General features: G+C 70.9%; 31 protein-coding genes and 1 riboswitch. Of the genes, 20 read left to right on the top strand and 11 right to left on the bottom strand.

What is annotated here, in order from left to right:
- The first annotated feature begins 36 nt into the window (after positions 1-36).
- Positions 37-1167 carry a Gfo/Idh/MocA family protein gene (locus tag AC5020_RS01200; protein ID WP_377804091.1) on the top strand — a complete coding sequence of 377 codons (1131 nt, stop codon included), beginning with the start codon at positions 37-39 and terminating at the stop codon, positions 1165-1167.
- 160 nt (positions 1168-1327) lie between these two features.
- On the opposite strand, the gene AC5020_RS01195 is transcribed toward AC5020_RS01200, so the two are convergent.
- Complete coding sequence (locus tag AC5020_RS01195; protein WP_494564376.1) at positions 1328-1615, bottom strand: glycosyltransferase; 288 nt, start codon at positions 1613-1615, stop codon at positions 1328-1330.
- Between the two features lie 232 nt (positions 1616-1847).
- Here AC5020_RS01195 and AC5020_RS01190 point away from each other — a divergent pair, with 232 nt between their 5' ends.
- The 4 genes from AC5020_RS01190 (at position 1848) to AC5020_RS01175 (ending at position 5155) form a co-directional block, all read left to right on the top strand.
- Positions 1848-2894 (top strand): homocysteine S-methyltransferase family protein, encoded by a 1047-nt coding sequence (locus AC5020_RS01190; RefSeq protein WP_377792808.1) that lies wholly within the window; start codon positions 1848-1850, stop codon positions 2892-2894.
- Between the two features lie 207 nt (positions 2895-3101).
- Positions 3102-3374 (top strand): Rv3202a family protein, encoded by a 273-nt coding sequence (locus AC5020_RS01185; protein ID WP_377018921.1) that lies wholly within the window; start codon positions 3102-3104, stop codon positions 3372-3374.
- Between the two features lie 269 nt (positions 3375-3643).
- Positions 3644-3737, top strand: a riboswitch (TPP riboswitch).
- A 96-nt stretch (positions 3738-3833) separates the two neighbouring features.
- On the top strand, positions 3834-4496 hold the full coding sequence (locus AC5020_RS01180; protein WP_464986889.1) for a TenA family protein: 663 nt from the start codon (positions 3834-3836) through the stop codon (positions 4494-4496).
- Positions 4493-5155 carry a TenA family protein gene (locus AC5020_RS01175; protein ID WP_464986888.1) on the top strand — a complete coding sequence of 221 codons (663 nt, stop codon included), beginning with the start codon at positions 4493-4495 and terminating at the stop codon, positions 5153-5155. Before AC5020_RS01180 ends, AC5020_RS01175 begins: the two co-directional genes overlap by 4 nt.
- 79 nt (positions 5156-5234) lie before the next feature.
- On the opposite strand, the gene AC5020_RS01170 is transcribed toward AC5020_RS01175, so the two are convergent.
- The gene (locus tag AC5020_RS01170) at positions 5235-6635 is read right to left on the bottom strand and encodes a NupC/NupG family nucleoside CNT transporter (protein WP_464986887.1); all 1401 of its coding nucleotides are present in this window, start codon (positions 6633-6635) and stop codon (positions 5235-5237) included.
- Positions 6636-6788: 153 nt separating this feature from the next.
- Entirely contained in the window at positions 6789-7511 is a 723-nt protein-coding gene (locus AC5020_RS01165; RefSeq protein ID WP_464986886.1) for a TSUP family transporter, read from the bottom strand.
- A gap of 113 nt (positions 7512-7624) precedes the next feature.
- On the opposite strand from AC5020_RS01165, the gene AC5020_RS01160 reads away from it, so the two are divergent.
- Positions 7625-7972, top strand: coding sequence for a PadR family transcriptional regulator (locus AC5020_RS01160; RefSeq protein ID WP_377803964.1), 348 nt, complete (start codon positions 7625-7627; stop codon positions 7970-7972).
- Position 7973: 1 nt separating this feature from the next.
- Positions 7974-8936 carry a permease prefix domain 1-containing protein gene (locus AC5020_RS01155; protein WP_464986885.1) on the top strand — a complete coding sequence of 321 codons (963 nt, stop codon included), beginning with the start codon at positions 7974-7976 and terminating at the stop codon, positions 8934-8936.
- 289 nt (positions 8937-9225) lie between these two features.
- Here the strand turns inward: AC5020_RS01155 and AC5020_RS01150 are convergent, their stop codons facing one another.
- Positions 9226-10173 (bottom strand): AraC family transcriptional regulator, encoded by a 948-nt coding sequence (locus AC5020_RS01150; protein ID WP_377803966.1) that lies wholly within the window; start codon positions 10171-10173, stop codon positions 9226-9228.
- Positions 10174-10392: 219 nt separating this feature from the next.
- On the opposite strand from AC5020_RS01150, the gene AC5020_RS01145 reads away from it, so the two are divergent.
- Positions 10393-11220: an NAD(P)H-dependent oxidoreductase gene (locus AC5020_RS01145; protein ID WP_464986884.1), complete on the top strand. Its 828-nt coding sequence runs from the start codon at positions 10393-10395 to the stop codon at positions 11218-11220.
- Positions 11221-11222: 2 nt separating this feature from the next.
- Positions 11223-12203 carry a zinc-binding dehydrogenase gene (locus AC5020_RS01140; RefSeq protein WP_464986883.1) on the top strand — a complete coding sequence of 327 codons (981 nt, stop codon included), beginning with the start codon at positions 11223-11225 and terminating at the stop codon, positions 12201-12203.
- Between the two features lie 153 nt (positions 12204-12356).
- Here the strand turns inward: AC5020_RS01140 and AC5020_RS01135 are convergent, their stop codons facing one another.
- The 3 genes from AC5020_RS01135 to AC5020_RS01125 all read right to left on the bottom strand — a co-directional run bounded on the left by AC5020_RS01135 (position 12357) and on the right by AC5020_RS01125 (position 15347).
- Entirely contained in the window at positions 12357-13271 is a 915-nt protein-coding gene (locus tag AC5020_RS01135; RefSeq protein WP_464986882.1) for a TolB family protein, read from the bottom strand.
- A 52-nt stretch (positions 13272-13323) separates the two neighbouring features.
- A complete protein-coding gene (locus AC5020_RS01130; RefSeq protein WP_377018906.1) occupies positions 13324-13809 on the bottom strand; it encodes a pyridoxamine 5'-phosphate oxidase family protein in 486 nt (161 codons plus the stop codon).
- Positions 13810-13970: 161 nt separating this feature from the next.
- Positions 13971-15347, bottom strand: coding sequence for a cytochrome P450 (locus AC5020_RS01125; RefSeq protein WP_464986881.1), 1377 nt, complete (start codon positions 15345-15347; stop codon positions 13971-13973).
- Between the two features lie 89 nt (positions 15348-15436).
- On the opposite strand from AC5020_RS01125, the gene AC5020_RS01120 reads away from it, so the two are divergent.
- The 4 genes from AC5020_RS01120 (at position 15437) to AC5020_RS01105 (ending at position 18699) form a co-directional block, all read left to right on the top strand.
- Complete coding sequence (locus AC5020_RS01120) at positions 15437-15685, top strand: DUF6480 family protein (RefSeq protein WP_377018904.1); 249 nt, start codon at positions 15437-15439, stop codon at positions 15683-15685.
- 78 nt (positions 15686-15763) lie between these two features.
- On the top strand, positions 15764-15910 hold the full coding sequence (locus AC5020_RS01115; protein WP_377018903.1) for a hypothetical protein: 147 nt from the start codon (positions 15764-15766) through the stop codon (positions 15908-15910).
- Between the two features lie 84 nt (positions 15911-15994).
- A complete protein-coding gene (locus tag AC5020_RS01110; RefSeq protein WP_464986880.1) occupies positions 15995-17284 on the top strand; it encodes a prolyl oligopeptidase family serine peptidase in 1290 nt (429 codons plus the stop codon).
- A 140-nt stretch (positions 17285-17424) separates the two neighbouring features.
- A complete protein-coding gene (locus tag AC5020_RS01105) occupies positions 17425-18699 on the top strand; it encodes an ATP-binding protein (protein WP_464986879.1) in 1275 nt (424 codons plus the stop codon).
- 10 nt (positions 18700-18709) lie between these two features.
- On the opposite strand, the gene AC5020_RS01100 is transcribed toward AC5020_RS01105, so the two are convergent.
- Positions 18710-19603: a helix-turn-helix domain-containing protein gene (locus AC5020_RS01100; RefSeq protein WP_464986878.1), complete on the bottom strand. Its 894-nt coding sequence runs from the start codon at positions 19601-19603 to the stop codon at positions 18710-18712.
- A gap of 151 nt (positions 19604-19754) precedes the next feature.
- Here AC5020_RS01100 and AC5020_RS01095 point away from each other — a divergent pair, with 151 nt between their 5' ends.
- A complete protein-coding gene (locus AC5020_RS01095; protein ID WP_464986877.1) occupies positions 19755-20777 on the top strand; it encodes a zinc-dependent alcohol dehydrogenase family protein in 1023 nt (340 codons plus the stop codon).
- A 4-nt stretch (positions 20778-20781) separates the two neighbouring features.
- On the opposite strand, the gene AC5020_RS01090 is transcribed toward AC5020_RS01095, so the two are convergent.
- On the bottom strand, positions 20782-21792 hold the full coding sequence (locus tag AC5020_RS01090; RefSeq protein ID WP_464986876.1) for an NAD(P)/FAD-dependent oxidoreductase: 1011 nt from the start codon (positions 21790-21792) through the stop codon (positions 20782-20784).
- Positions 21793-21881: 89 nt separating this feature from the next.
- Here AC5020_RS01090 and AC5020_RS01085 point away from each other — a divergent pair, with 89 nt between their 5' ends.
- On the top strand, positions 21882-22442 hold the full coding sequence (locus tag AC5020_RS01085) for a helix-turn-helix domain-containing protein (protein ID WP_464986875.1): 561 nt from the start codon (positions 21882-21884) through the stop codon (positions 22440-22442).
- Positions 22443-22460: 18 nt separating this feature from the next.
- Here the strand turns inward: AC5020_RS01085 and AC5020_RS01080 are convergent, their stop codons facing one another.
- Both AC5020_RS01080 and AC5020_RS01075 read right to left on the bottom strand, forming a co-directional pair.
- Positions 22461-23492 carry an aldo/keto reductase gene (locus AC5020_RS01080; protein ID WP_464986874.1) on the bottom strand — a complete coding sequence of 344 codons (1032 nt, stop codon included), beginning with the start codon at positions 23490-23492 and terminating at the stop codon, positions 22461-22463.
- A gap of 129 nt (positions 23493-23621) precedes the next feature.
- The gene (locus AC5020_RS01075) at positions 23622-24779 is read right to left on the bottom strand and encodes a GTP-binding protein (protein ID WP_464986873.1); all 1158 of its coding nucleotides are present in this window, start codon (positions 24777-24779) and stop codon (positions 23622-23624) included.
- A 58-nt stretch (positions 24780-24837) separates the two neighbouring features.
- On the opposite strand from AC5020_RS01075, the gene rpmB reads away from it, so the two are divergent.
- The 5 genes from rpmB to ykgO are packed head-to-tail and all read left to right on the top strand — an operon-like array spanning position 24838 to position 25936.
- Complete coding sequence (gene rpmB, locus AC5020_RS01070) at positions 24838-25074, top strand: 50S ribosomal protein L28 (protein ID WP_464986872.1); 237 nt, start codon at positions 24838-24840, stop codon at positions 25072-25074.
- Positions 25075-25085: 11 nt separating this feature from the next.
- Positions 25086-25253 (top strand): 50S ribosomal protein L33, encoded by a 168-nt coding sequence (gene rpmG / locus AC5020_RS01065; RefSeq protein WP_377792285.1) that lies wholly within the window; start codon positions 25086-25088, stop codon positions 25251-25253.
- Positions 25253-25558, top strand: a complete 306-nt coding sequence (gene rpsN / locus AC5020_RS01060; RefSeq protein ID WP_464986871.1) for a 30S ribosomal protein S14 — start codon at positions 25253-25255, stop codon at positions 25556-25558. Before rpmG ends, rpsN begins: the two co-directional genes overlap by 1 nt.
- Positions 25559-25568: 10 nt before the next feature.
- Positions 25569-25814 carry a type B 50S ribosomal protein L31 gene (locus AC5020_RS01055; RefSeq protein WP_464986870.1) on the top strand — a complete coding sequence of 82 codons (246 nt, stop codon included), beginning with the start codon at positions 25569-25571 and terminating at the stop codon, positions 25812-25814.
- Positions 25811-25936, top strand: a complete 126-nt coding sequence (ykgO, locus tag AC5020_RS01050; RefSeq protein ID WP_377803988.1) for a type B 50S ribosomal protein L36 — start codon at positions 25811-25813, stop codon at positions 25934-25936. The genes AC5020_RS01055 and ykgO overlap by 4 nt, the downstream gene beginning before the upstream one ends.
- The last annotated feature ends 13 nt before the right edge of the window (positions 25937-25949 follow it).

The following is a 25949-nucleotide window of genomic DNA, read 5'->3' as shown; positions in this document are numbered from 1 at the left end:
ACCCCCACCCCCCACTCACGAAGGAATCCCGTGAACCTGCAGAACCCCACCGGACCCGTCGGCATCGGCATCATCGGCGCCGGCACCATCTCGGCCGAGTACCTCAAGAACCTCACGTCCTTCCCGGACGTGGCCGTGCACATCATCGGTGACCTCTACCCCGAGGCCGCCGCGACCCGCGCCGCGGAGTTCGGCGTCCCCGCCTCCGGCACCGCCCAGGACGTGCTGGACCACCCCGAGGTGGAGATCGTCATCAACCTGACGATCCCCACCGCGCACGCCGAGGTGTCCCAGTCGATCGTGGCCGCCGGCAAGCACGTGTGGACCGAGAAGCCCATCACCACGATCCCGGCCGACGCCACCGCCCTGCTCGAGGCGGCCGCGAAGCACGGCGTGCGCATCGGCGGCGCCCCGGACACCGTGCTCGGCGCCGGCATCCAGACCGCGCTGCGCACCCTGCGCGACGGGTCGATCGGCGACCCGGCCAGCGCGCTGACGATCTTCCAGTCCCCCGGCCCGGAGGACTGGCACCCCAACCCCGCCTTCCTGTTCCAGGAGGGTGCCGGGCCGCTGTACGACATCGCGCCGTACTACGTCACCACCCTGGCCCTGGCCCTCGGCCCAGTCACCAGCGTCTCCGCGGTCGGCTCCAAGGCCCGCGACCAGCGCACCATCGGCTCCGGCCCCAAGGCCGGCGAGGTCTTCGACGTCACCGTGCCCACCCAGGTCTCGGCACTGCTGCGCTTCGAGTCCGGCCAGAACGCGACCGTGCTGCTGAGCTTCGACTCCCCGCACAAGCGCGCCGGCTTCGTCGAGGTCTACGGCACCGAGGCGACCCTGGCCTTCCCCGATCCCAACGTGTTCGACGGCGACTCCGCGCTGACGGTCTACCGCGGCGAGGAGCCGGCTCCGGTGCCCGCCACGGGCGCCACCACGGGTCGCGGTCTGGGCGTGCTGGAGATGGCCCGCGCGATCCGCGCCGGCGTCCCCCACCGCGCTCAGGGTGAGATCGCCGCCCACGTGCTGGACATCATGGTCGCCATCGAGACCGCCATCAGCCGCGGCGAGACGGTCACCGTGAACTCCTCGTTCACCGAGGTCGAGCCCATGCCGGCCGACTTCGACCCGTTCGCCTCGACCCTGAGCACCGCCGCGGCGACCGTCTGAGCTCCGCGCGGCTGGACGGTACTCACACGCACAGGCGCGGCTATATACATCGCGCCTGGCCGCTGGAGTACCGCTGAGCAGGATCGCCCTGGCTCGCACGGCGCACCCGCCGAGGGCCCCTGCTCCCATCCCGGGAGCAGGGGCCCTCGGCGCGCCGCGGTCAGCGGGCGATCGCCCGGGTGACCTCCTCGATGCTGGTGCCGCCCTCGACCAGCATCCCGTAGATCTGCTCGTACCTCGCGGCCATCACGGGCAGGTCGAACTGCTCGAGCGCATCGCGCCGGCATTCCTGGGCACTGATCTCCCCGGAGCGCTCGATCGCGGCCGCCAGGGCCTCCACCCCGGTGGCCAGGAACCCGTTGTGCCCGTCGCGGACGATCTCCGGGACGCTGCCGCGCGGGGTCGCGATGACGGGGGTGCCGCAGGCCAGGGCCTCGGCCATGACCATCCCGAAGGGCTCCTCCCAGCGGATAAGGAAGACCAGGCACGAGGCGCGGGCGACGAGGGAACACGGGGGGACCAGCCGCGGCCATGACCCGGCACCGCCGAGGAGGCCACCCCTGCCCTGACTCCCCGGCATCGTGCGCGTTCACAGATCGCCACAACCCATACGGCCCACCACGAGGCACGGATACAGTCACCAGCGGCCACCACTGGAACCGCGACGACGAGGGCACGCCATGACCCGCAACCACCTGACCGAACGCCTCGATACCGGCACCGTCATCTGTGCCGAGGGCTTCCTCTTCGAGCTCGAACGGCGCGGCTACCTGACCGCCGGCGAGTTCGTGCCCGAGGTCGCCCTCGAGCACCCCGAGGCGCTGCGCACCCTGCACGTGGACTTCCAGCGCGCCGGCTCCGACATCGTCGAGGCCTTCACCTACAACGGTCACCGCGAGAAGATGCGGGTCATCGGCAAGGAGGACCTCCTCGAGCCCCTGAACCGGTCCGCCCTGCAGATCGCCCGCGAGGTCGCCGACGCCGTCCCGGGCAATCTCGTCGCCGGCAACATCTCCAACTCCAACATCTGGGACCCGGCGGACACCACGACGCAGCGCGAGGTCCGAGGCATGTTCGAGGAGATGGTCGGCTGGGCCGTCGAGGAAGGGGCCGACCTGATCGTCGGGGAGACCTTCTACTACGCCGAGGAGGCGCTGACCGCGCTCGAGGTCGCCAAGGCCTCCGGCCTGCCCGTGGTGATCACTCTCGCCCCGATGGCGTTCCAGGAGATGGCCGAGGGCGCCGGGATCGTCGAGACCGCACAGCGCCTCGAGCAGGCCGGGGCCGACGTGGTGGGTCTGAACTGCTTCCGCGGGCCGGCGACGATGCTGCCGTGGCTGCGCGAGATCCGCGAGGCCGTGGACTGCCACGTCGGCGCCCTGCCGATCCCGTACCGCACCACGGAGGAGGAGCCGACGTTCTTCAACCTCTCCGACCCCGCCGCGGCCGTCCCCTCCCCGCACGGGCGCACCTTCCCCACCGCCCTGGATCCGCTGCTGACCAACCGCTACGAGATCAGCGCCTTCGCCCGTGAGGCGCTGGAGCTGGGCGTGAACTACCTCGGGGTGTGCTGCGGCGCAGCCCCGATCCACATCCGCGAGGTCGCCGAGGCCGTCGGCCGCACCACCGAGGCGAGCCGCTACTCCGAGCGCATGGAGAACCACTTCATGTACGGCAGCAACGAGCGTCTCCCGGAGCACATCGTCGGCCTGGGCTCGCGCGCCTGAGCGTCGGCCCCGGGCAGGTTCGGGTCCAGCCCGACGAGGCTCCAGGCTTCGCCCGAAGAGCTCTTGACTCGGCCCGACGTCGCTCGGGGCTCCGCCCGGCGCGAGGGCTTGAGCTTCCAACGATCGCGGGCCGGAGCAGTCGATCATCGGCGCGGAATATCGGATACTGCCAGTGACCGGACACCACCGGAGGAAAGGAGCAGGACGATGACCAGCACGCCGCACGAGCACTCCCCCGAGGCCCCGCTCGAGGACGCCCTGGACCAGGAGGTCGATGCCCTGCCGGACGACGGGACCACGGACGCCCTCGGCTCCGAGGAGCTCGGCTCCGTCACCTCCGCGTACGCCGATCCAGCGGATGTCCTCGACCAGCGCCGCGAGGTCCCGCTCGACGAGGACTACGCCCCCGAGGCGACCGGTGAGGACGGCTCCGAGGACAGTGCCTTCGGGGCCGACGACGGCGCCTTCGACTCCGAGTGAACGGCGCCCCGCCAAAGCAGCGTGACGCCGCTCGCTGACCGGCGGGACCGTCGGCCCACCTGATCGGCGCGACCGTCGGCCCACCTGATCGGCGAGACCGTCGGTCCACCTGATCGCTTGATCTCCGACCCATCGGTCATGCGGAGTCTCGTCGCGTGATCGGTGACCCTCCGGGGATCGACGTGGGCGATCACGGCCCCGCTCAGCCGCCCCGGGACCCGGCCCCAGCGCCGGGCCCGGGGCGGCTCCTGCTGTGTCGGGGTAAGGTCGTCGTCGACACGGGGTGCCCCGCCAGGGGCTGAGATCACACCCGACGAACCTGATCGAGTTAGCGCTCGCGGAGGGATGTCTGCGTCACTGCGCCGCTCGCCGCGTGGCGAGCGCGCCTCGAGGTCGGGCCCCGGGTCACCGGATCGGGAGCTCCCATCCGGACGGATCGACCGACGAGGAGAAGTCCCGATGTCCACCTCTTTCACCGACGACCTCCGTGGGGCCAGCGAACCCACCTGGTCCCGGGCCGTCCAGCACCGCTTCGTGGCGGAGCTCCACGGCGGGTCGATCCCCGACGAGGTGATGGCCGGATACCTGATCCAGGACCATCGCTTCCTCGACAGCTTCCTGGTGCTCCTGGGCGCCGGCATCGCCGAGGCCCCCACGTTCGAGGCCCGGCTGCGGCTGTCGCAGTTCGTCGGCGAGGTCGCCGGGGACGAGAACACCTACTTCCTGCGCGCGTTCGAGTCTCTGGGCGTGAGCGAGCATGACCGCGCAACCGTCCCGGACACGCTGGCGACCACCGGCTTCACCACCATCTTCCGCGAAGCCGCCGAGACCCGGGACTATGCCGCGATCCTCGCCGTGCTGGTGGTCACCGAATGGCTCTACCACGACTGGGCCGCCGCCGCTCCGGGCCCGCGGCCGAGCAGCTTCGTCCACTCCGAATGGATCGACCTCCACGACAACCCGGACTTCGCCGGTTTCGTCAGCTTCCTGCGCGCCGAGCTCGACGCAGCAGGTCCCGGCAGCCCCGAGCGGGCCCGGGAGTTCTTCGAGCGCACCGTCGCCCTCGAGCTCGACTTCTTCGAGCAGTCCTACCTCCACCCGTTCACTGGGGAGGCACGATGAGTCTGTTCGAGGATCTCAGGTCCGCCGCCCTGCCCGATTGGGACGATTACACCCGCCACCCGTTCGTCGAGCAGCTCGGCGCGGGCATCCTGCCGCTCGCCGCATTCCAGGACTACCTGGTCCAGGACTACCTGTTCCTCGTCCAGTTCGCCCGGGCCAACGCGCTGGCCGCTTTCAAGAGCCGACGGCTCGAGGACATCCAGCACTCCGCCGATGCCCTCGCGACGACCCTGGCCGAGACCGAGCTGCATGTGCGGCTCACCGCGAGCTGGGGCATCGATCGCGCGCAGCTGGACGCCGCACCCGAGAAGCAGGCCACCGTCGCCTACACCCGGTACGTGCTCGACTGCGGGCAGGTCGGGGACCAGCTCGACCTGAATGTGGCCCTGGCGCCCTGCGCGATCGGGTACGCCGAGATCGGCGCTCGCCTGGCTCCCCGGCTCGAGGAGCGGCCCGACCACCCCTACCGGGACTGGATCGCCGAGTACGCGAGCGAGGAGTTCCAGCAGGCCGCGCGCGACGCCATCGCCCACCTCGACGTCCTGGCGGCGCGGTCCCTCACCGAGCAGCGATTCGAGGAGGTGGCCACGGTGTTCCGCACCGCGACCCGGCTCGAATCCGCCTTCTGGCAGCAGGCGCTGGACGGCGCCGCCGCCTGAGCAGGCCCGGTGGGCCGTGCCTCGGCGCGGCCCACCGTCGCCCGCCGGGTTCGCCGACGCAATCCGTCGGGCGTCCGGCTCAGCCGATCAGGATCCCGGCGATCGCCGCGCTCATGAGGTTGGCCAGCGTGCCGCCGAGGATCGCCTTCATCCCCAGCTCGGCGATCTCGGAGCGCCGGTTGGGAGCGAGCCCGCCCAATCCGCCGAGGAGGATGCCCAGAGAGCTGAAGTTGGCGAAGCCGGTCAGGGCGAAGGTGGTGACCGCGGCGGTCTTGTCGCTGAAGGTTCCGGCCTCGGGGCCGAAACTGGAGAAGGCGACGAACTCGTTGAGCACGACCTTCTGGCCGACGTAGCTGCCGGAGCGGACGGCTTCGTCCCACGGCACGCCCACCATGGCCATCACGGGAGCGAACACCCAGCCCAGGATCTGCTCGAACGTGAGGTCCCCGGCGCCGAACCAGCCGCCGACCGTGCCGATCAGTAGGTTCACCAGCGCGATCAGGGAGATGAAGGCCAACAGCATGGCGCCGACGGTCGCGGCCAGCCGCAGGCCGTCAGCGGCGCCGCCCGCCGCGGCGTCGATGACGTTGCCGTACTTCAGCTCACCGAGGTCCTCCTCCTCGTCCACGTCGGCGGAGGGGTCCTCGGTCTCAGCGGTGGTGCCGTCGGCGGCCGTCGCCGTCGTCCCGTCGGCGCCCGCCGTGACGGTGCGATCGGTGGTCCCGCCGGCGGTTGCACCGACCGCTGCGGCCGCTCCCCCAGCCCGGCGGGTCTTCGCGCTGCTGCTGGCCTGGACCAGCGCAGCCTCACGGGCGACGGCCTCGGGGTCGTCCTCGGGCACCAGGATCTTGGCCATCAGCAGTGCGCCCGGGGCGGCCATGAAGCTGGCCGCGATGAGGTACTCCAGTGGCGCGCCGAGCAGCGAGTAGCCGACGAGCACGGAGCCCGCGACGGTCGAGAGGCCGCCGACCATCACCGCGAACAGGCCCGAGCGGGAGAGTCGCTTGATGTAGGGGCGGATGACCAGCGGCGCCTCGGTCTGGCCCACGAAGATGTTCGCGGCCGCGTTGACGGATTCGGCGTGGCTCGTACCCAGCAGCTTGCCCAGGCCCCCGCCCATCCAGGCCACGACCTTGGGCAGGATCTTCCAGTGGTAGAGCACAGCGGTCAGCGAGGCGAAGAAGACGATCACCGGCAGCACCTGGAGGGCGAAGACGCTCCCCTCCTCAGGCAGGAGAGGCCCGAAGAGGAAGGAGATCCCCTCGCCGGAGGTGTCGATGATGGCCTGGAAGCCGGTCGAGACCTGTTGCAGGGCCCACTGGCCCGGTCCCCAGTACAGGACCAGCACGCCGAATCCGACCTGGAGGCCGAGTGCCCCCAGGACGGTGCGCAGGCGGATCGCCCGGCGGTTGCTGGAGAAGGCGAGAGCGATCAGCAGCAGGCCTGCCATCCCTCCGATGCCCCAGAGCAGGTCGACCATCGCTCTCACCTCACAGAAGCAGATCAGGAATATATGCCGCGGTCGCAGGCGCCAGTGTAGGGGTCGCCGGGACGTGCGCCTGCCGTGGCTGGGCCCGTACGTGGCGGGGTCCTCGTCCGGCTGAGGCAGACGCGCCGCCGGGCGGCCGCCGGCTCAAGCGAGCGCCCGGACGATCGTCACCAGCGCACCGGCGACGGCCAGGACCACCACGACCCTCATCATCGTCGGCCCGGAGAAGCGCCCGGCAAGCCGCTGGCCGACGACGGTGCCACCCAGGATGGCTGCGATGGTCACGAGCCAGCCGCCGATGCCGAACGACGGCAGGGCCCACTTCGCGGCGAGGGACACGATGCAGATCACGGCGAAGTGCGCCTGGATCGAGGCCGCGAACCCACGGTGCTCCCATCCCGTGGCGATCGCGTAGACCGCCACGGCCGGGCCGCCGACGCCCGCGGTGACGTTCATGAAGCCCGACGCCGTGCCGAATGCCGAGCTGACCGTCATCGAGTCCTCGAGCCGTCCCGAGCGGAAGAACACGGTGACAGCGATCGCCACGAGGACCGATACCCCCACCAGCACGGCGAGCGGATCCGCCGGCAGCACCAGCAGCACGAGCGCTCCGATGCCGATGCCCACCAGGGAGAACGGCGTGAAGCGCAGCAGACGCCGCCACTGGACGTCGCGGCGCAGGAGCCAGAGGTTCACGGACGAGGACACCAGTCCGCAGAGGTTCGTGACCAGGACGCCCTCGAACGCCCCGAGCGTCAGCACCAGGAAGGGAGCGACGACCAGGGCGAACCCCATGCCGGTCAGCCGCTGCAGTCCCGCCCCGACGCCGACGATCACGGCGAGCAGGGTCAGGGCGGTGAGCGTCACCCGAGCCAGCCTACGGCGGCACGGTCGCCGGGACGACGACTGTCCACCCCTCCATCGGTCACACGACACCGTGCTATTGACTATGGTGTGTGGCGCACACTATCGTGTGGGTTATGAGCGATGCCTTCGAGACTCACCTGCAGGAGCTGCGGCGCGGCACGATCGTGCTCGCCTGCCTCCAGCTGCTGCGCACACCCGGATACGGCTACGGACTGCTGCTGGATCTGGAACGCCACGGCTTCGCCACGGACGCCAACACCCTCTACCCGCTGCTGCGCCGCCTCGAGAAGCAGGGCCACCTCGCCAGCGAGTGGAACACCGACGAGGCGCGCCCGCGCAAGTTCTACCGCACCTCGGCCGAGGGCATCCGCCTGGCCGAGACCCTCACCACGGAGTGGCTCGCGCTGACCGACGCGATCACCTCCCTCACCGACGACGACCGCCCGGACCAGGAGCACTGAGATGACCACCCCAGCCACCCCGTCACTGACCCAGCGGTACATCGCCGCGACGACCAGGTCCCTCCCTCCCGAGGCGCAGGACGACGTGCGGGCCGAACTCGAGGCATCGATCGCCGACGCGGTCGAGACTCGCACCGAGCAGGGCGAGGACCCCGCCGAGGCGGAGCGCGCCGTGCTCACCGAGCTGGGCGACCCCGCGGCCCTCGCCGCCGGCTACACGGACCAGCCCTTGCAGCTCATCGGCCCGCGCCACTTCCTGGCCTGGTGGAGACTGCTGAAGCTGCTGCTGATGATCGTCCCGGCCTGCGTCGTCGGCGGCGTCGCCCTGGGGCAGGCTCTGGCCGGCGCATCGTTCGGCGACATCATCGGCGAGGCGATTCCCCTGGGGATCTCGGTGATCCTGCACCTGTGCTTCTGGGTGACCTTCGTGTTCGCCGTGCTCGAGCGCACCGGCGCGGAGGCCACCAGCACATGGGACGTCGACCAGCTGCCCGAGGCCCCCTCGGACGGCACCTCCCGCAGCGAGCTCGTCGCCTCGCTGGTGTTCCTCGCCCTGAGCGCGGCCTTGCTCTTCTGGGACCGTTTCCGCGGGTTCGTGTGGACCGACGGGGAGAAGCTCGCCGTGCTGCACCCGGACCTGTGGCCCTGGGGCGTCGCTGCCCTGCTGGGGCTGATCGCACTGGAGACCGCACTGGCCCTCGCGGTGTACGTGCGGGGGCGCTGGACGGCGGCCCTGGCCACCCTCAACTCCGCGCTGGCACTGCTGTTCGTGGGGTGGGCGCTGTCGCTGCTGGTACGCCAGGAGCTGGTGAACCCGGCTCTGGTGGACGTGATCACCCGGGAGAGCGATCTGGCACCGGGCGCGCTGCGCACCCTGGCCATCGTGACCGCGTTCGCGATCGTGGCGGTCTCGATCTGGGACATCGTCGACGGCTGGCGGAAGACCCGGCGGGACGCCCGCTGACCAGGCCCGCCACCGGGCGAAACACACACCGGCGAGACACGCACCCGGCACAGCCCGCCACCCGGCGGAACCCGCACCCGGCACAGCCCGTCGCCACTCCTGCGCCGGTTGCCGGGCTCCTGATCGGGCCGTGGCAGAACTCCAGACCGGGCCGTGGCAAAAAGGTGTAGCTGAGCGGCACGCGCCCTCCTCCTGAGGGGGTCGCGTGCCGCTCAGCTACATGTTCGTGCCAGTCACCTATGGGACCGCCGCCTGCCGCCCGCCCTCGGGGCCGCCTTGCACCAGTCAGCTACGCGGCAGCGCGCCGCGACTGCGCCCGGTACTGACTGGGGCGGATCCCGTACTCCCTGGTGAACGCGGCGCTGAGCGCATAGGGGCTGGAGTAGCCGACGCGCCGGGCGACGGTCTCGATGGTGTCCTCGGTGTCCTGGAGCAGGTCGGCCGCCAGGCACAGCCGCCAGCCGGCCAGGTAGGAGATCGGCGGTTCGCCCATCACGTCGGCGAAGCGGCGGGCGAGCGTCGCGCGGGAGACCCTGGCCGCCCGGGCGAGCGACTCCACGGTCCACGGTCGTGCCGGGTCCGTGTGGAGGGCGGCGAGCGCGGGGCCGACGACTGGGTCTCCGGCGGCGCCGTACCAGGCCGGCGCGCTCGCCTCGGGCAGGGCGAACCAGTCGCGCAGGGCGCCGATCAGCACCAGGTCGAGCAGGCGATCCAGGACCGCCTGCTGACCGGGCTCCCGGCTGCCCAGCTCGGCCTCCAGCATGTCCAGCGCCCGCGAGCGCTGGTGACGGCGGGGCAGGACGACCGCCGGCGGCAAGGCGCCGAGGAGGCGCTCGGAAATACGGCCCGAGGTCGGGAAGGTTCCCGTCAGCAGCACGTGCTCCCTCGCGGGTGCGGCACGCCGGCGGTCGAGCCCCTTTATCCCATCGAGTCTGCCTGCCGGCTCCAGACACCTGCCGTCCGCGCGCACGATGCAGCTGGGTGCCGCAGCCCTGTCGAGGGGATCGCTGGTGATGAGGACCGGGTCTGGGCCGGTGAGGATCAGGAGGTCGCGCGCAGCGAGGCCGACGGGTTCGACGCCGTCCTCGATGAGCCATGTCTGTCCCTGCAGCGGCGTGGCGACGGTGATCGAGGAGCCGGCCTCGAAGCGGATTGACCACGGCGCCTCGAGCAGATTCTGATCGATCAGCGCCCCCGAGGAGCGGATGTTGTCGAGCACTTCGGAGAGGGTGTCCACGACGCCACCCTAGTCGGCACCGGGGCCCACCCTGAGACGGTGGCGCATCTGTTTCAGCGTCAGGGACATTCTCCCGTCTCACCCGGAGGCGATGGAATGGGGCATATCCACAGACCGAGCCACGACCGAACCTGTCGCCCCCAGCCCTTGGCTCACCCCACGGCGTCAGCCCACCGGTACCTCTCATGGTCCCGCCGATCCTCACCCTTGGAGGCCCTCATGTCCGTCGACCATCCGCCCACTCCCGGCTGCGCACTCTGGGTGCTCGCGCATCCTCGGCGCGAATCGCTGAACGGCCACCTCTTCCGCACCGGCGTCGAGGTGCTCTCCCGCGATCACGACGTGGCGACCTCGGACCTGTACGCCATGGGATTCAACCCGGCGTTCGGTGAGCAGGACCTCGGTGATCAGGCCGCCGCCCCGGGCAACCTCGCCGTCCACGCCGGGGAGGCCTACACGCGGGGCCAGGTCGCCGCCGACGTCCGCGCAGAGCACGCGAAGCTGGCCGCGGCGGAGCTACTGGTCATCCAGTTCCCCCTGTGGTGGTACGGCCCGCCGGCGATCCTCAAGGGATGGCTGGACCGAGTGCTGACGGACAGCTTCGCCTACGACGCAGAGCTCGATCCCGAGGTCGGCATGCCGCGCCGCTACGGCGACGGCGGCCTCACCCGGAGAAAGGCTCTGGTCATCGTCTCCGCCGGCGACGACGAGCGCACTCTGGGCCCGCGCGGCGTCAGCGGCGACCTCGACTCCCTGCTGTTCCCGCTGACCCATGGGGCGCTGTGGTACGTCGGCATCGACGTGCTGGACCTGCACGTCATCCACGACGCCGACTCGCTCACCGCCGACGACGTCGAGCGGGAGACCCAGCGCCTGACGTCGCGGCTCGAGGGCCTCGATGCCGAGAGCAACCGCCCCTACCGGCGGCTGCGCGACGGCGACTACCCCTCCCACCTGCGCTCGCTGGATCCCGGCCTGCTGCCGGGGCGCCTGGACCTCGGCATCCATCGCCGTGAGACCCCCGCGGGCGCCGACGGGAGCTCGTGACCATGGCCAACGCACGAGATGGCGTGGACGCGGTGACCAGCACGGCGCCGACGGTGCCCTCCATGGAGGCCTGGACGACCTCCCCCACGGCTCCCGGCCGGCTGGAACTGGCCCAGGTCCGCACGCCGGATCCGGGACCGCAGGATGTCCTGGTCGAGGTCGCCGCGTTCGCCCCGAATCCGGGCGAACTGGTGGCGCTGGCGTCGGCGCCGGCCGGGTGGATACCCGGGTGGGACGGGGCCGGTCATGTGGTGCGCGCGGCGGCCGATGGCAGCGGTCCCCCACCCGGCGCCCGGGTCGTGTTCCTCGGGGCCGACGCGGGGTGGGCGCGACGGCGCGTCGTGCCGTCGGACTCCGTCGCCGAGGTGCCGGAGACCGCCGACCTCACCGCGGTCGCGGCGATCCCGGTGCCGATGGCCAGTGCATTGCGGGCTCTGCGCCGCCTCGGGTCGCTGTTGGGGCGCCGTCTGCTCATCGTCGGGGCGAACAGCGCCGTCGGCAGCGCGGCCGTCCAGCTCGGGGCGCGCTCCGGTGCCGACGTCATCGCCGTCGCCCGGAACCGGGAGAGTCACCCCTGGCTGCGCCGGCTCGGTGCACGCGAGGTCCTCGCCGACGTGCGGGAGGTGACCACGCGCGTCCACGCCGCTCTCGACATGGTCGGCGGGCCACATCTCGTCGCGGCGTATGCAGCCCTCGAGGCCGGTGGGACCGTGGTTGCCCTGGGACACTCTGCTGATCAGGAGGAGCACTTCCCTCTCGGGGCGTTCGAGGCCTCCAGCGGCCGGCACAATCGGGCGATCACGAGCTTCTTCCTGGGCGCTGAGGCCGAGCTCTCCACGGAGATGGTCTGGCTGGCCGGTGAGGTCCATGCCGGTCGGCTCGACCCGGGGCCGCTCGATGTGCGTTCCTGGCACGAGCTTCCCCACTGGGTGGCCGGCGGTGCTGCGCGCAGTCACGGCAGGGTCGTCTTCCGAGTCGAGTGACCGGCTGGAACAAGCCACGCTCCCGGATTGCCGCCGGTCTCGAACCAGAGGGCGGCGGCGAGGACGGCGAGGATTGGCCGAGAACGTCGCAGGATCTGCGGACAATGCGACGCCACGTGCCAATGTCGAAGAGTCGAGTGCGCCCGGCGACTCTCAGCTCTCGGCTCGCGCAGCATCGCTCTCGGTGCGCCCATCGTCCATCGGGTACTCGACGTAGGCGATGCTGCGACTGTCCGGGGACCAGCTGTTCACGTTCATCGTGCCCTGGCCTCCCAGCACCCGCGCGAGGTCCCGCCTCCCGGACCCGTCGGCTTCGCAGAGCCGCACGATGACGTCCCGGTCCGCCGGGTGGCCTTCGGTACCGGGCGGGAAGCTGACATAGGCCAGTCGCGTGCCGTCCGGGCTGACGTGCGGGAACCAGTTCACGCGCTCGTCGGACGTGAGCTGCTCGGCGCCGGTGCCGTCGGGACGCATGCGGAACAGCTGGGCGTGGCCGGGCCGGGTGCGGGCCCGTTCCGAGTTGAGGTAGATCCAGGTGCCGTCCGGCGCGTACTCGGCGCCGTCGTCGGGGAACTCGTCGTCGGTGAGCTGGGTATCCGGACCGCCCGCGGCAGGGATGGTGAAGACGTTCGGGGCGCGCCAGGCGCCGTCGGCCGACGTCTCCACGCCGATGTAGGCGAGGGTCGCCCCGTCAGGACTGACGCCGTGGAGGAAGTGCAGGCGACCATCGTCATTCGTGACCCGGGTGGCCTGCCCGCCGGCGAGCGGAGCGCGGTAGATGTGCCCGTCGTTCGCCGAGACGAAGATGTGCTCACTGTCAGGATCGAGCACGTGGTCGTTGTTCAGCTCCGGCACGTCGCCGAGGTCGATCCGCTGCGGCGCGCCGCCGTTCAGCTCGAGCCGGAACAGGTGGCCGTCGCCGTTGACGTAGAGCGCGGTGCCATCCAGCGCCCAGTTCGGAGCCTCATAGATCACGTCGGCCGATTCGTGGAGGACCGCGGTCTCACCGGTGTCGACGTCGAGGATGCGGATGATCGCGTGCTGGCCGTCGGCAAGGGTGCGTGCCATGAAGTGCTCCTTTGTCGGGGAACGCGGAGCGGTGCGCCCCGTTGCGTGGGGATCAGAGTTCGGTGGTGCCCGTGCCGCCGGCGGTCCGCTCCCCGGAGACCTTGGCCTTGAGGATCTGGGCGATCCCGGCGACCTTCCCACCGGGCAGTCCCCAGAACTGCGCCGAATCACCGACCACTTTGAGCAGGCCGAGGTCCGGGTCATCCTTGCCATCCGGGAAGTAGGCGGCGGCTCGGTCACTCCACAGCTCGTCGATCTTGGCGTGGTCGTCGACGAACTCGGCGCGCCCCGCGACGGACAGCCACGAGCCGGCGTCGGCCACGGCGAGGTTCACATGCGGCTCTTGTCGCAGCGCATCGGCCTGACCACCCGTGAGGCCGATGAAGAACCACACGTCTGCATCGTCGGTGACCTCCTGGATCGCCATCGGATGGGACAACAGCTTGCCGTCCGGCAACGCCGTGGTCAGCATGACCAGGTCGGAGGCGCGGAGCTTGTCCACGACGTCCTGCTGCGACAGGTTCTCGATGTCTACCATGGTGACTCCTCCATCAATCGTCTCGGATCCGTGCAACCGTGGCCGACGTTACTCTGCCTTGCTGCGTGCGCGACGACGGCCGAGTCCCCCTGCCGAAGCCGCGTTCGGTCCCGATATGTTCCCTGGCTCGGAACATATCGGAACGGAACTCGTCACGGTGCTCAGCGCAGCGGCGCCACCGTGAACCGCGAGGAGAACGGGCTCAGGCTCCCCGGGAGCGTGCTGGTATCCAGCGGCTGCTGCGCCGACAGCGAGCGCTGCCGGACCAGCTCGCCGAGCACCATGGAGCAGGTCAGCAGCACCACGTTGCGCCCGGGGCAGATGCCGGGCCCGTCGCTGAAAGGAACCAGCGGCCAGGCGCGGTCGTCCCGCTCGCCCGGCTCGTGCCCCTCCAGCCACAGCTGCGGGGCGAAGCGATGCGCCTCGGCGAGGTGGCGCTCATCGCGGTGGAAGTACGGGGCGAAGATGATCACCGCGGTCCCCGCGGGCAGGGAACCTGTGCGCCAGGTCGTCTCCTCGGTGGTGTCGCGCAGCAGCAGCGGGGTGGTGGGCCACAGCCGCAGCGACTCCAGCACCGTGGCGCGGAGGTAGGGCAGCTCCGGGGCGCGGGTCATCTCCTCCCGGGCGGTCTCGACCGCGCCGGGATGGGAGGTCAGCAGCGACAGGGCGCGGAAGGTGGCCCAGGCGGCGGCGTCGAAGGCGAACAGCCACTGCGGGATCTGCTGGATCGGTTCGGCGTCCCGGGAGGCAGGGGTGCGGGCCACCATCTCGGCGAGGCTGCCGGGTTCGGCCGCCTCGACGTAGCGGCGCAGCTGCGCCAGGAAGCTCTCGCGCAGCCGACGGTTCTGCGGCATCGCGTAGGCGAGGTTCGCCCGTCGGCGCAGGCGCCGGATGTCGTCGGTGATCTGGTGGTCCTCGCGGGCGGCGGAGCCCAGGACGATCTGGCGCACGATGCGCCACCAGGCGGTGGCGAAGCCGTCCCAGTCCAGGGTGCCGGTGAAATCGGCGTGCCCCAGCAGGGAGGTCACCTCGCGTTCGATCGCGGCGGTCATGACCTCCGCATGGCTGTGCACGGGCCGGGAGGATTCCAGGACCTCCTCGTTCAGGGGCCGACGGGCCCGGCGCTCCTGCGCGGAGGAGACCAGGGAGGATTCGGGCTCGAAGTGGTTCAGCGCCCCACGCTTCTCGAGCGTCGCGGGCGTGAACGGCTCCGGCGTGCCGTCGAGCACGCGGTGGACGTCCGCGGGTGCCAGCACAAGTGCGAGTCGGCGGCCGGGGATCCGCAGCTGGACGGGCCCGTCGCCGTAGCGCTCGTGCAATCGCTGCATCTCGCGGACGCCGGCACTGTCGAGGTCGAAGCGCTCGACGAGGTTCACCGGTCCGGGCCGGCGCACGATCGGCCCTTTGACCACGGGTGAGAGCAGGATTCTCGTGAGCACCCGGGCGTGGTCGGAGGCGCTCAGCAGTGGAACCTGACCGGCCCCGTCGCGGTCGGGGCTGGGCTGTCCGGAGCCGGCGTGCGTCATGTCGCGAGGCATGGCCCCAGATTGGCACGAGAAGACCTTGCGCGACCTTCCGAATGGTCCGATGGATATCGCGCGGTGGCGAACGCTGGCACGCTGTGGCCATGTCAGAGAAGACTTCCGGCCCCGGCCCCGCTGATCCGAAGCGTCAGGATCCCGACACCGACCCGTCGGCCGATCCGTGGCCGCTGCATGAGGACACCCCGGACTCCCACGAGGACCGCGGAGCCAACGCGAACCCTGATCCCGAGGAGCAGAACCTCACCGGGCTCGAGGAGGGCGGCGGTGTGCCCCCGGGCGAGACGCCGCCGGCCGAGGACCAGATGAGCTCCGACCAGGGGCACGACGAATGAGTTGAACACGTGGAGACCCGGCTGCCCCGTCGCCTCGCGCGCCGGGACGGCCGGACCGACGGATAAGGAGCACACACGATGACTGACCTGGCGGCACGGCCCGCCTTCACCGATTACCAGCGCGGGCGCGCAGCGTGGCGGCGTACCGGCATCCGGAACACCGAGTTCCGGCGCGTGATCCACCGCCTGGACGCCCTCATGGAAGAGGAGCTCACCGAGGGGTGATCACGGGAGGGCGGGCCCGGTACGGTGACTCAGGCCACCTCTGATGGCTCATCCCTGATGGTTCATCCGGACGAAGGAGTTCCCATGACCGCCCCTCTCCCCCGCCGCACCCTCCTGACCGCCGGCAGCGCGGGCACCGCCGCGGCCCTGGCCGCTCTCGCCCCGACCGCCTCCGCCCAGGGTCGCAGCGGCGAGGCCCCGGCCCGCCCCGGTGGCCCACCGGCCCGTACCGCGCGCTTCACCCTCCAGGCACAGGTGCTCGACGGCGGCCAGCAGGTCACCTCTGTGGTCATCGACGCCGGTCGCCGCGGTGGCCTGATCCCGGGCGAGTTCTCCCCGGAGTCCTTCAGCGTGCACGCCACCGGCACCAATCCCGTCACCGGCACGGTCGCCTTCGACGTGGACCGCACCGTCACCGCCGCGCGCGCCGACCACAGGGGCCGGATCACCCTGGATCTCGAGCACGGCCCGGACGTGGAGGGCGCCGGCACCCTGGAGTACCTCGACGAGGCGAGCCGCAACGTCGTGTTGGATCTGGAGTACACCCTCGCCCAGAACACTCCCCTGCCCGCCCACGGCAACGGGCACGGCACGATCGCGGAGTTCGTCCAGGACGGACTGGTCGACGCCGAGGTCGACGCGTTCAGCTCCCACGTCTCCGCCTCCGGCACCAACTACCGCCTGTTCACCCCGCACGGGCATGGCAGCGCACGCGAGCTGCCGCTGGTGGTGTGGCTGCACGGCGGCGGCGAGGGCGGCCTGTTCGATGGGGAGATCGAGTACTACGACAACGAGACCCAGCTGCGTGCCAATCGCGGCGCCCTGGCCTTCGCCACCGACCAGGCGCAGGAGATCTTCGGCGGCGCGATCGTGGTCGCTCCGCAGTGCACGTCCGCGTGGATGGACGACGGCCCCGCGTTCGAGCCGCTGATCGACGAGATCATCGAGGAGGTCGCCGCGGATCATCCCGTCGACCGCGAGCGCATCCACGTGATCGGCTGCAGCAACGGCGGCTACATGAGCCTGAAGATGGTGGTGGAGAACCCCGGCGCGTTCGCCTCCGCGGTGCCGATCTGCGGCGTGGTCCAGGCGCGTGGCGACTCCCCGGGCCGCCTCGTCACCGATGACGAGCTCACCGCCATCGACACGCCCACCTGGCTGATCGCCGCGGCCGACGACACGACCGTGGATCCGCAGGCGAACACGGTCCATGCCCACGGCCTGATCCCCGACTCGATCATGAGCCTGTACGACGACGTCACCTGGGAGGGCGAGAGCTACCCCGGGCACTTCTCCTGGATCTACGTCGCCCGCAACGATCCCTCGCACCAGGGCATGCATCTGTGGGAGTGGATGGCCGCCCAGCAGCGCTGAGCGCTGAGCGACGCTCCCTCAACAGGTGGCAGGACGACTAGTAACTCCTTGGCAGGATGACTAGTAGATCGGTGGCAAGACGACTAGTAGAACCTTGGCAGAACGACTAGTAGGGAGTATCGTCGCAGGCAGGAGGTCCCATGACTCAGCCTGCACAACGGCCGGCGGGCTCGTACCTGCAACGCTATATCGACGACGAACTCGACGCACTCCTCCCAGACCTTTCGGCCATCGCGATCGACGGCCCCAAAGGCGTCGGGAAGACAGCCACCGCGTCTCGGCGAACAGACGCCATTCTGGCTCTGGATGATCCCGCGATCCGGTCGCTCGTCGCCGCAGATCCGCAGTTCCACCTCTCCCGTGCCGATACCGTCCTCATCGACGAGTGGCAGCATCTCCCCGAGATCTGGGATGCGGTGCGCCGCGCCGTCGATGCCCGCAGCGAGCGCACGTATCTTCTGACCGGCAGCGCATCACCGCAGACGGGGGTCGACGCGCATTCGGGGGCAGGCAGGATCGTCTCGCTGAGGATGCGGCCTCTGAGCCTGGCCGAGCGCCCGACCACCGATCCCTCCGTCCGGATCACCGACCTCTTCGAGCCGGGTTCGACGATCGGGGGGCACACCGAGTTCACGCTGGCTGACTACGCCGCAGAGATCTGCGGGTCCGGGCTGCCCGATGTCCGTGCGCTTCCGCCTCGAGCGCGACGTGCAGCTCTCGCCGGTTACGTGGACCGGATCATCGACCGGGACATCCCTGCGGAGGGGATCTCCGTGCGCCGGCCCGCCTCCTTGCGCGCCTGGCTCTCGGCCTACGCCAGTGCCACGTCGACGACCACCGACTACACGAAGATCCTCGACGCGGCTACGCCGGGTGACTCGAGCAAGCCCTCCAAGGCCACCGCGCTCTCGTATCGGGACATCCTCACGAAGCTGTGGATTCTCGATCCTGTCCACGCATGGCTGCCGGGGTTCTCGCAGATGAGCCGGCTGACACAGGCATCGAAGCATCACCTTGCCGATCCTGCCCTGGTGACGACACTGCTCAACGTCTCGGAGAGCTCGCTGCTCTCCGGAGCCGACGGCGCTGCCGACCTGTTCGGGCGATTGTTCGAATCACTGGCAACGCTGACGATCCGTGCTGCGGGAGCAGCGGCAGAGGCACGAGTGTTCCACCTGCGCACTCGGGGCGGGACCCGCGAGGTGGATCTGGTCCTGGAGCGATATGACGGCAGTGTCGTCGCCTTCGAGGTGAAGCTCGCTCGCACGGTCGACGATGGCGACGTCCGCCATCTGCACTGGCTGGGCGAACAGATCGGCCCTCGACTCCGCAGCAAAGTCGTGCTGACGACAGGATCGGACGCGTACCGGCGCCCGGACGGGGTCTGCGTCGTCCCGCTGGCTCTGCTCGGGTGAGCCCTGCCGCTCAGCCCTCCTCGGCGAGCGCGGCCCGTCGTGCCTCCTCGCGGCGGGAGGCCTCCCAGCTGGCCAGCAGCTGCAGTCGCTCGGCGCTCTGGGACCCGGGCTCGGCCGTGTAGATCATCAGCACGCAGCCGGGCTCCGCCGTGATCGCGAGCTCCTCGTAGGCCAGGGACACCTCTCCCACGACGGGATGGTTGTACCGCTTGGTCCCCGCTCCGTGCTGGCGCACATCGTGGCGGCCCCACAACGTGCGGAAGAGGTCCGAGCGGGTGGACAGCTCGCCCACGAGGTCCTGCAGCTCCGTGTCGTGAGGGTCGCGGGAGGCCTCCATGCGCATGATCGCCACGCACATCTCGGCGAACAGCTCCCAGTCCGGGTAGAAGTCCTTCGAGGCCGGGTCCAGGAACTGGAAGCGCGCCAGGTTCGGGGTGCGCCCGCCGTCCCCGATCAGCGGCGAGAAGAAGGCCCGGCCCAGGTCGTTGGTGGCCAGCACGTCCTGGCGCGGGTCGCGGACGAAGGCGACCCCGTCGGTCAGCGAATCGAGGGCCCATTGCAGGCTGGGTCGCAGCGCCGTGCGGCTGCTCGAGGGCCGACGGGCCCTGCCCGAGGCGGGGATGCCGTCGGCCGCGCGCGCGAGATCGAGCAGGTGGGTCCGCTCGGTCTCGTTCAGCTGCAGCGCTCGGGCGAGCGCATCCAGCACGGCGGCGGAGGCGCCACCGATCCCGCCGCGCTCGAGCTTGGCGTAGTACTCGACGCTGACCCCGGCGAGAAGCGCCACCTCGCTGCGGCGCAGCCCCGGCACCCGCCGCGCGCCGACGGAGGGCAGGCCGGCCTGCTGCGGCGTGATCTTGGCGCGGCGGGAGGTGAGGAACTCGCGCACCTGAGACCTGTTGTCCATGGCGACACCTTAGGCCGCCCTCTCGGGGCACCGGGATGCTCTGGGGGCTCTGGGGTGCCCTGCGAGTACACCCCTCATCAGTCACTCCCCACCAGCCGCCCTCTCGGCGCACCATGGGAACGTCCATGCACAGACCCCTCAAGGAGACATCATGCGCGCCGTGATCATGCACGCCCCCGGCGACGTCCGCGTCGAGGACCGGGAGGACCCCACCATTCTCGAGCCGACCGACGCGGTCATCCGCCTGGCCGCGACCTGCATCTGCGGCTCGGACCTGTGGCCCTACCGCGGCGCCGACCAGCCCGACCACCAGCACATGGGCCACGAGTACGTCGGCGTGGTCGAGGAGATCGGTGACGCGGTCGAGACGCTCAAGGTCGGCGACTTCGTCGTCGGCTCCTTCGTGATCTCCTGCGGCCAGTGCGAGATCTGCCGCGAGGGCCACCCCTCGCGCTGCGTCAACGCGATCTTCGTCGACGGTGAGATCGGCACCCAGGCCGAGCGCGCCCGGATCCCCTTCGCCGACGGCACGCTCGTGAAGACCCCGGGCACGCCCGATCCCGACCTCATCCCCTCCCTGCTGGCCGCCTCCGACGTGCTGGGAACCGGCTGGTTCGCGGCCGATGCCGCCCAGGCCGGCCCCGGCAAGACGGTCGCCGTGGTGGGCGACGGGGCCGTCGGCCTGCTCGGCGTGCTCTCGGCGCAGCAGATGGGCGCCGAGCGGATCATCATCTTCAGCCGCCACGCCGACCGCCAGGCACTGGCCCGAGAGTTCGGCGCCACTGACGTCATCGAGGAGCGCGGCGACGCCGGGGTGGAGAGGCTGAAGGAGCTCACCGGCGGACTCGGCGCGCACAGCGTGATCGAGGCCGTGGGCACCCAGGAGTCGATGATGCAGGCGATCCGCGGCACCCGCCCCGGCGGCCGCATCGGTTTCGTCGGCGTATCGCACGACGTCGAGCTGCCCGGCCAGGAGCTGTTCTTCTCCGCCGTGCATCTGCACGGCGGCCCCGCCCCGGTGCGCCGCTACCTGCCCGAGCTGATCCAGCTGATCTGGGATCGGAAGATCGACCCGGGCAAGGTCTTCGACCTCACCCTGCCCCTCGAGCAGGCTCCCGAGGGCTACCGGGCCATGGACGAGCGCCGCGCCACCAAGGTGCTGCTGAGCGTCTGAGCTCTCACGCCGCCGTGTCCACCTTCCGCGCGGCCACGGCGGCGTCGGCGTCGGCCGCGGCGAGCTGGGCGTTGATGTGCGCCCCGGCGAGCGCTCCGGCCGCGGCCGATGCCCCCACCTGCGCGCTCAGCTCCGCGACATTGCCGGCGGCCCAGACACCGGGCACCTCGGTGGTACCGGCCATGCCGGTGACGATGTGGCGACCCATCCCGTGGGGCAGTTCCTCCATCGGCAGGCCGAGGGGCTCGAGGCCCTCGGTGCGCGCGTGCATGGTGGTGCCGACGGCCAGGACGCGGCGCTCCACGACCTCTCCGCCGGCCAGACGGACCCCGGCGATGGTCCCGTCCTCATCCGGGACGACCTCGGCGAGCTCGCCCTCGACGATCTTGATGCCGAGGGCGTCGAACCGCTCGCGGGTCTCGTCGTCGAGCTCGGTGCCGCGCCGGAAGTAGACGAGGTCGTCGGTGAGCTGGCGGAACAGCAGCGCCTGGTGGGCGGAGATGGGCCCGCGGGCGAGAAGCCCGATGGGCTCGTCGCGCACCTCCCAACCGTGGCAGTACGGGCAGTGGACCACGCCGTGGCCCCAGTGCTCGGCCAGGCCCGGGACGTCGGGCAGCTCGTCGCGCAGCCCGGTGGCGATGAGCAGCCGGCGAGCGGTGAGGCGGCGACCGTCGGTCAGCTCGACGGTGAAGCGCAGATCGCCGTCGGCCGACGGATCGGCGGGGCGCGCCGCGGCGACCGTGCCGGTCACGATGCGGCCGCCGTAGCTGCGCACCTCGCTGCGGCCGCGCTCGAGGTAGTCGGCGGGCGGGGCGCCCTCATGGCCGAGCAGGCCGTGGATCCCGTCGGCCGGGGCGTTGCGCGGCGTACCGGCGTCGATGACGACGACGGAGCGCCGGGAGCGGGCAAGCATCAGTGCGCCGCTCAGGCCGGCGGCGCCGCCGCCGAGCACGGCGACATCCACCGTGCCCTCCGGCAGGGCCTCGAAGTCAGGGGTGGAGCGTGTGTCAGTCATGGAGAGTCCTTCTCGTCGTCGGGAGCCTCCCGCGGAGGCGTCACCCTGAGACTAGGCAGGTGTTGCCTCGCAGGCATATACTCTTGCTCATGACGCAAGAAGATGGCGCCGTCGACGGCCTCGTGCGCAAACGGATCCGTGGCCTGCGCCTCGCGCAGGGCTGGTCGCTGGCCGACCTCGCCGAACGCGCCCACCTCAGCCAGTCCACCCTCTCGCGGATCGAGAACGGCCAGCGGCGGCTATCCCTGGATCAGCTGGTCACCCTCGCCCGCACGCTGGATACGAGCCTGGACCAGCTGGTGGAATCCGCGACCGACGACGTCGTCTCCAACCCCGTCATGGACCGCCACCTGGACGCGCTGCGGTGGAGTCTGCAGAGCAGCCCGGACACCGTCGTGCTGCGCCGGCGCCTGACCGAGCCGCCGCCCGCCCCCACCAAGATGCGATCCCACCCGGGGCAGGAGTGGATGGTCGTCCTCTCCGGCACCGCGGTTGTGCTGCTGGGCGAGCGCCGCTACCGCGTCGAGACCAATCAGAGCGCCGAGTTCCCGACCATGCTCCCCCACGCCTTCGGCTGCGAGGGCGGCCCGGCCGACGTACTCATTGTGCTCGACCGCGAGGCGCGGCGGGGGCACCGATCGGAGAACTGACCGTCGGGTCGCTCCGGTTCAGCTCTCCTTCGTCAGCGGCCGGCGCCGCTGTTTGATCCCGGCCGGACCGTAGGGATAGTCGTCCATCTGCGGGGCGCTGACCTCGTCGAGGCGGCGCAGCTCGTCGTCGCTGAGCTGCAGGTCGGCGGCTGCCATGTTGTCGCGCAGCTGCTCCACGGTGCGCACGCCGAGGATCACGGAGGTGACGGCGGGCTGGGCGGCGGCCCAGGCCAGGGCGACCTGGGAGAGGGAGGCGCCGTGGGTGTCGGCGATCGCGCGCACCTCGTCGATCGTGCGCCAGGTGCGCTCGTCGTCGTTGCGCTTCTGCCACGCTTCCATCCCGCGCTGCGGGTTCTCCCCCAGGCGCGTGGCGCCGGTGGGCTCCTGATCGCGCTGGTACTTCCCGGTCAGCCAGCCGCCGGCCAGCGGCGACCAGGGCAGCAGGCCCATGCCCGCGTCCTGGACGGCGGGGACGATCTCGTGCTCGATGTCCCGCACCAGCAGGTTGTACTGGGGCTGCAGGGTGACGGGGCGGGCCCAGCCGTGGGCGTCGGCGATGTGGACGGCCTTGGTCAGCTGCCAGCCCAGGTAGTTCGAGAAGCCGTAGTAGGAGATCTTGCCGGCGGAGATCGCGTTGTCCAGGAAGCGCAGAGTCTCCTCGACCGGGGTCAGGGCGTCCCAGGCGTGCATCTGGTACAGGTCCACGTGCTCCACGCCGAGGCGGCGCAGGGATTTCTCCAGCGCGGTGCGCAGGTGGCGGTGGGAGATGCCGATGTCGTTGGGGCCGTCGCCGGTGCGGGCGCGGCCCTTGGTCGCCAGGACGACCTGCTCGGCCTCGGTGGGGTGCTCGGCCAGCCAGCGGCCGATGATCTCCTCGGAGGTGCCGCCGGTGTAGACGTCGGCGGTGTCGAAGAAATTGCCACCGCCCTCGACGAAGGCGGTCATGATGTCGGAGGAGGTCGCCTCGTCGGCCTCCTTGCCGAAGGTCATCGTGCCCAGCGTCTGCGCCGAGACGACGGTTCCGCTGCAGCCGAGAAGTCGGTAATCCATGGTCACTCCCGTGGTCGGATCCAAGCCCTGCCGAGGCGCCGCCGATGGCGCCGAGGGCTGAGACGAGTCTGTCAGCGCCCGCCGGCTGCGTCGAGGGCGGGTCGGGTGGCGGACCGGGTGATCGGGTCCTCACCGCAGCACGCCGCGCTCCCCGAGCCACGGCGCCAGCGGGTCCTCCGCCCCCATCCACGGCTCGAGGCCTGCGGCCCACTCGTGTTCGGTGAGCAGGCTGCGGCTGAACGCCGCGCGCACCCGCTCGACATCTGCCGCGTCGACCCCGGTGACCACGAGCCGCGTGGTCGGCAGCTCGCGGCCCGTCTTCCAGGTGGCGCCGATGGAGACCTGCCCGCCGGCGCCGTCCCACTGGCAGATGGTGTCGGGGCGGTCCGGCACCCAGAAGCGTCCGCGGCTGCGCAGGCGCCCGCCGCCGAGGGCCTCGATGTTCTCGAGCAGGCGATCGGGATGGAAAGGCCGCTCGGAGTGCAGGTCGAGAGTCCAGGTGCCGTGCGCCGATGGCCCGCCGTAGGGCTCGACCACGCGGGCGTCGCGGCGCAACAGGGCCGCCTGGTGGTCGAGCGCCCCGCTATGCATCGAGCCGCTCTCGAGGTCATGGAGTCCGACGGCCAGCAGCTGGTCAGGTGCACGCAGATGCTCGAGCAGCTCCCGGCCGGCCGCGATCCGCTGCGTGGCAGCCTCGCCGTCGGCGTCGGAAGGCCCGTCGGCGTCGAGCACGAGCAGCCCGGAGTACTCGATCTGGGCGGCGAGCGCCTCGCCCACGCTGCGCTCGTCGCCCTCGGCCCATTGCAGCTGCCGCTCGGCCAGAGTGGCATCGCCGAGGAGGTCCTCGTGGAGGCTCTCGGCCGAGAGCACGGTCGAGGCGCTCGCCAGGTGCCATGCGCGCTGGTGCGGCGCCAGGGTGCCGGCGACGATCGAGGGGTCCGCCGAGATCGGTGGCGCGAGCAGGATCACGCTGATGCGAGGGTCGCTCGCGAGCCGGTTCAAGGCCGGCACGGCGTCCTCCCGCATCGCGCACGAGGCGCAGGGGTGCACGAGGACGACCTCCTCGTCCTCCGCGATGCCGTCGGCGGACAGGACGAGCCGCCGCAGGGTGACCGACTCGACGTCGACCTCGTAGCGCAGCACCACGGCGCCCGGGACGTCCAGCAGCAGGCTCGCGACCAGCGAATCCCTCAGCACCGCGTCGATCGCAGTGACGACGGCGACAGGCGTGGAAGATTCCGCCGCTCCCGGTCGTTGACGACGGTGGATCTCATGAGGCTCGGACATACCGGTACTGCTCCAGACGCTTGACGATAATGATTCTCAGTAGCTAGAATCTGCCGTCATGTCCCGACGCTGTCAAGTCACCGGAGCCGCACCGAGCTTCGGCAAGAACGTCTCCCACTCGCATCGGCGCACCTCGCGCCGGTTCGATCCCAACATCCAGTCCAAGCGGTTCTACGTCCCGTCCCTGGGCCGCACCGTCCGCCTGCAGGTCTCCACCACGGGCCTGCGCATCATCGACCGTCGCGGGATCGAGGCCGTCGTGGCCGAGATCCGCGCCCGCGGCGAGAAGCTCTGAGAGGAACACCCATGGCGAAGAAGACCGACGTGCGCGCCACCGTGAAGATGCGCTCCACGGCCGGCACCGGCTACACGTACATGACCACCAAGAACCGCCGGAACACCCCCGATCGCCTGGTCGCGCGGAAGTACGACCCGACGCTCCGCTCCGTCGTCGAGTTCCGCGAGGAGCGCTGATGGCGAAGACCTCGAAGATCGCGGCCAACGAGCGCCGCGCAGAGATCGTCGCCCGCTACGCCGTCGAGCGTCGCGCCCTCAAGCGCGCCATCAAGGACCCGAGCACACCGGTGGCCGAGAAGGTCCAGGCCCAGCGCGCCCTGCAGCGCCTGCCGCGGGACGCCAGCCCCACGCGGCTGCGGGGTCGCGACGCGATCGACGGCAGGCCCCGCGGGCACCTGCGGAAGTTCGGGCTCTCCCGGGTCCGCGTCCGCGCCGCCGCCCACCGTGGCGAGCTGCCCGGCATCACGAAATCCAGCTGGTGAGGAGAACACCATGAAGCAGAGCATCCATCCCGACTACCGGCCCGTCGTCTTCCGCGACGCCGCCGCCGGCTACTCGTTCCTGACCCGCTCCACCCGCGGCTCCGAGAAGACGGTGACCTGGGAGGACGGCACGGAGTATCCCGTGATCGACGTCGAGGTCTCCTCGGCCTCGCACCCCTTCTACACCGGCCAGGCCAAGGTGCTGGACACCGCTGGGCGCGTGGAGAAGTTCCGTCGGCGCTACGGGCAGCGATGAAGGTCCGCTCCTCCCTGCGCTCGCTGGTCCGCAAGCCCGGCGCGCAGGTCGTGCGCCGCCGCGGGCGGATCTACGTCATCAACAAGCAGGACCCGCGCTTCAAGGGCCGCCAGAAGGGCTGACCCGCGACCCCGG

Source organism: Brachybacterium sp. SYSU DS0246, from assembly GCF_059391765.1.
This window is presented reverse-complemented; position numbering and strand designations above follow the sequence as displayed.

Coding starts and splice junctions, on each gene's coding strand:
- AC5020_RS01195 (WP_494564376.1), bottom strand. CDS start 1,615: ATGGTCATGGCCGAGGCCCTGGCCTGCGGCACCCCCGTCATCGCGACC.
- AC5020_RS01190 (WP_377792808.1), top strand. CDS start 1,848: ATGACCCGCAACCACCTGACCGAACGCCTCGATACCGGCACCGTCATC.
- AC5020_RS01185 (WP_377018921.1), top strand. CDS start 3,102: ATGACCAGCACGCCGCACGAGCACTCCCCCGAGGCCCCGCTCGAGGAC.
- AC5020_RS01180 (WP_464986889.1), top strand. CDS start 3,834: ATGTCCACCTCTTTCACCGACGACCTCCGTGGGGCCAGCGAACCCACC.
- AC5020_RS01175 (WP_464986888.1), top strand. CDS start 4,493: ATGAGTCTGTTCGAGGATCTCAGGTCCGCCGCCCTGCCCGATTGGGAC.
- AC5020_RS01170 (WP_464986887.1), bottom strand. CDS start 6,635: ATGGTCGACCTGCTCTGGGGCATCGGAGGGATGGCAGGCCTGCTGCTG.
- AC5020_RS01160 (WP_377803964.1), top strand. CDS start 7,625: ATGAGCGATGCCTTCGAGACTCACCTGCAGGAGCTGCGGCGCGGCACG.
- AC5020_RS01155 (WP_464986885.1), top strand. CDS start 7,974: ATGACCACCCCAGCCACCCCGTCACTGACCCAGCGGTACATCGCCGCG.
- AC5020_RS01145 (WP_464986884.1), top strand. CDS start 10,393: ATGTCCGTCGACCATCCGCCCACTCCCGGCTGCGCACTCTGGGTGCTC.
- AC5020_RS01140 (WP_464986883.1), top strand. CDS start 11,223: ATGGCCAACGCACGAGATGGCGTGGACGCGGTGACCAGCACGGCGCCG.
- AC5020_RS01135 (WP_464986882.1), bottom strand. CDS start 13,271: ATGGCACGCACCCTTGCCGACGGCCAGCACGCGATCATCCGCATCCTC.
- AC5020_RS01130 (WP_377018906.1), bottom strand. CDS start 13,809: ATGGTAGACATCGAGAACCTGTCGCAGCAGGACGTCGTGGACAAGCTC.
- AC5020_RS01125 (WP_464986881.1), bottom strand. CDS start 15,347: ATGCCTCGCGACATGACGCACGCCGGCTCCGGACAGCCCAGCCCCGAC.
- AC5020_RS01120 (WP_377018904.1), top strand. CDS start 15,437: ATGTCAGAGAAGACTTCCGGCCCCGGCCCCGCTGATCCGAAGCGTCAG.
- AC5020_RS01115 (WP_377018903.1), top strand. CDS start 15,764: ATGACTGACCTGGCGGCACGGCCCGCCTTCACCGATTACCAGCGCGGG.
- AC5020_RS01110 (WP_464986880.1), top strand. CDS start 15,995: ATGACCGCCCCTCTCCCCCGCCGCACCCTCCTGACCGCCGGCAGCGCG.
- AC5020_RS01105 (WP_464986879.1), top strand. CDS start 17,425: ATGACTCAGCCTGCACAACGGCCGGCGGGCTCGTACCTGCAACGCTAT.
- AC5020_RS01100 (WP_464986878.1), bottom strand. CDS start 19,603: ATGGACAACAGGTCTCAGGTGCGCGAGTTCCTCACCTCCCGCCGCGCC.
- AC5020_RS01095 (WP_464986877.1), top strand. CDS start 19,755: ATGCGCGCCGTGATCATGCACGCCCCCGGCGACGTCCGCGTCGAGGAC.
- AC5020_RS01090 (WP_464986876.1), bottom strand. CDS start 21,792: ATGACTGACACACGCTCCACCCCTGACTTCGAGGCCCTGCCGGAGGGC.
- AC5020_RS01085 (WP_464986875.1), top strand. CDS start 21,882: ATGACGCAAGAAGATGGCGCCGTCGACGGCCTCGTGCGCAAACGGATC.
- AC5020_RS01080 (WP_464986874.1), bottom strand. CDS start 23,492: ATGGATTACCGACTTCTCGGCTGCAGCGGAACCGTCGTCTCGGCGCAG.
- AC5020_RS01075 (WP_464986873.1), bottom strand. CDS start 24,779: ATGTCCGAGCCTCATGAGATCCACCGTCGTCAACGACCGGGAGCGGCG.
- rpmB (WP_464986872.1), top strand. CDS start 24,838: ATGTCCCGACGCTGTCAAGTCACCGGAGCCGCACCGAGCTTCGGCAAG.
- rpmG (WP_377792285.1), top strand. CDS start 25,086: ATGGCGAAGAAGACCGACGTGCGCGCCACCGTGAAGATGCGCTCCACG.
- rpsN (WP_464986871.1), top strand. CDS start 25,253: ATGGCGAAGACCTCGAAGATCGCGGCCAACGAGCGCCGCGCAGAGATC.
- AC5020_RS01055 (WP_464986870.1), top strand. CDS start 25,569: ATGAAGCAGAGCATCCATCCCGACTACCGGCCCGTCGTCTTCCGCGAC.
- ykgO (WP_377803988.1), top strand. CDS start 25,811: ATGAAGGTCCGCTCCTCCCTGCGCTCGCTGGTCCGCAAGCCCGGCGCG.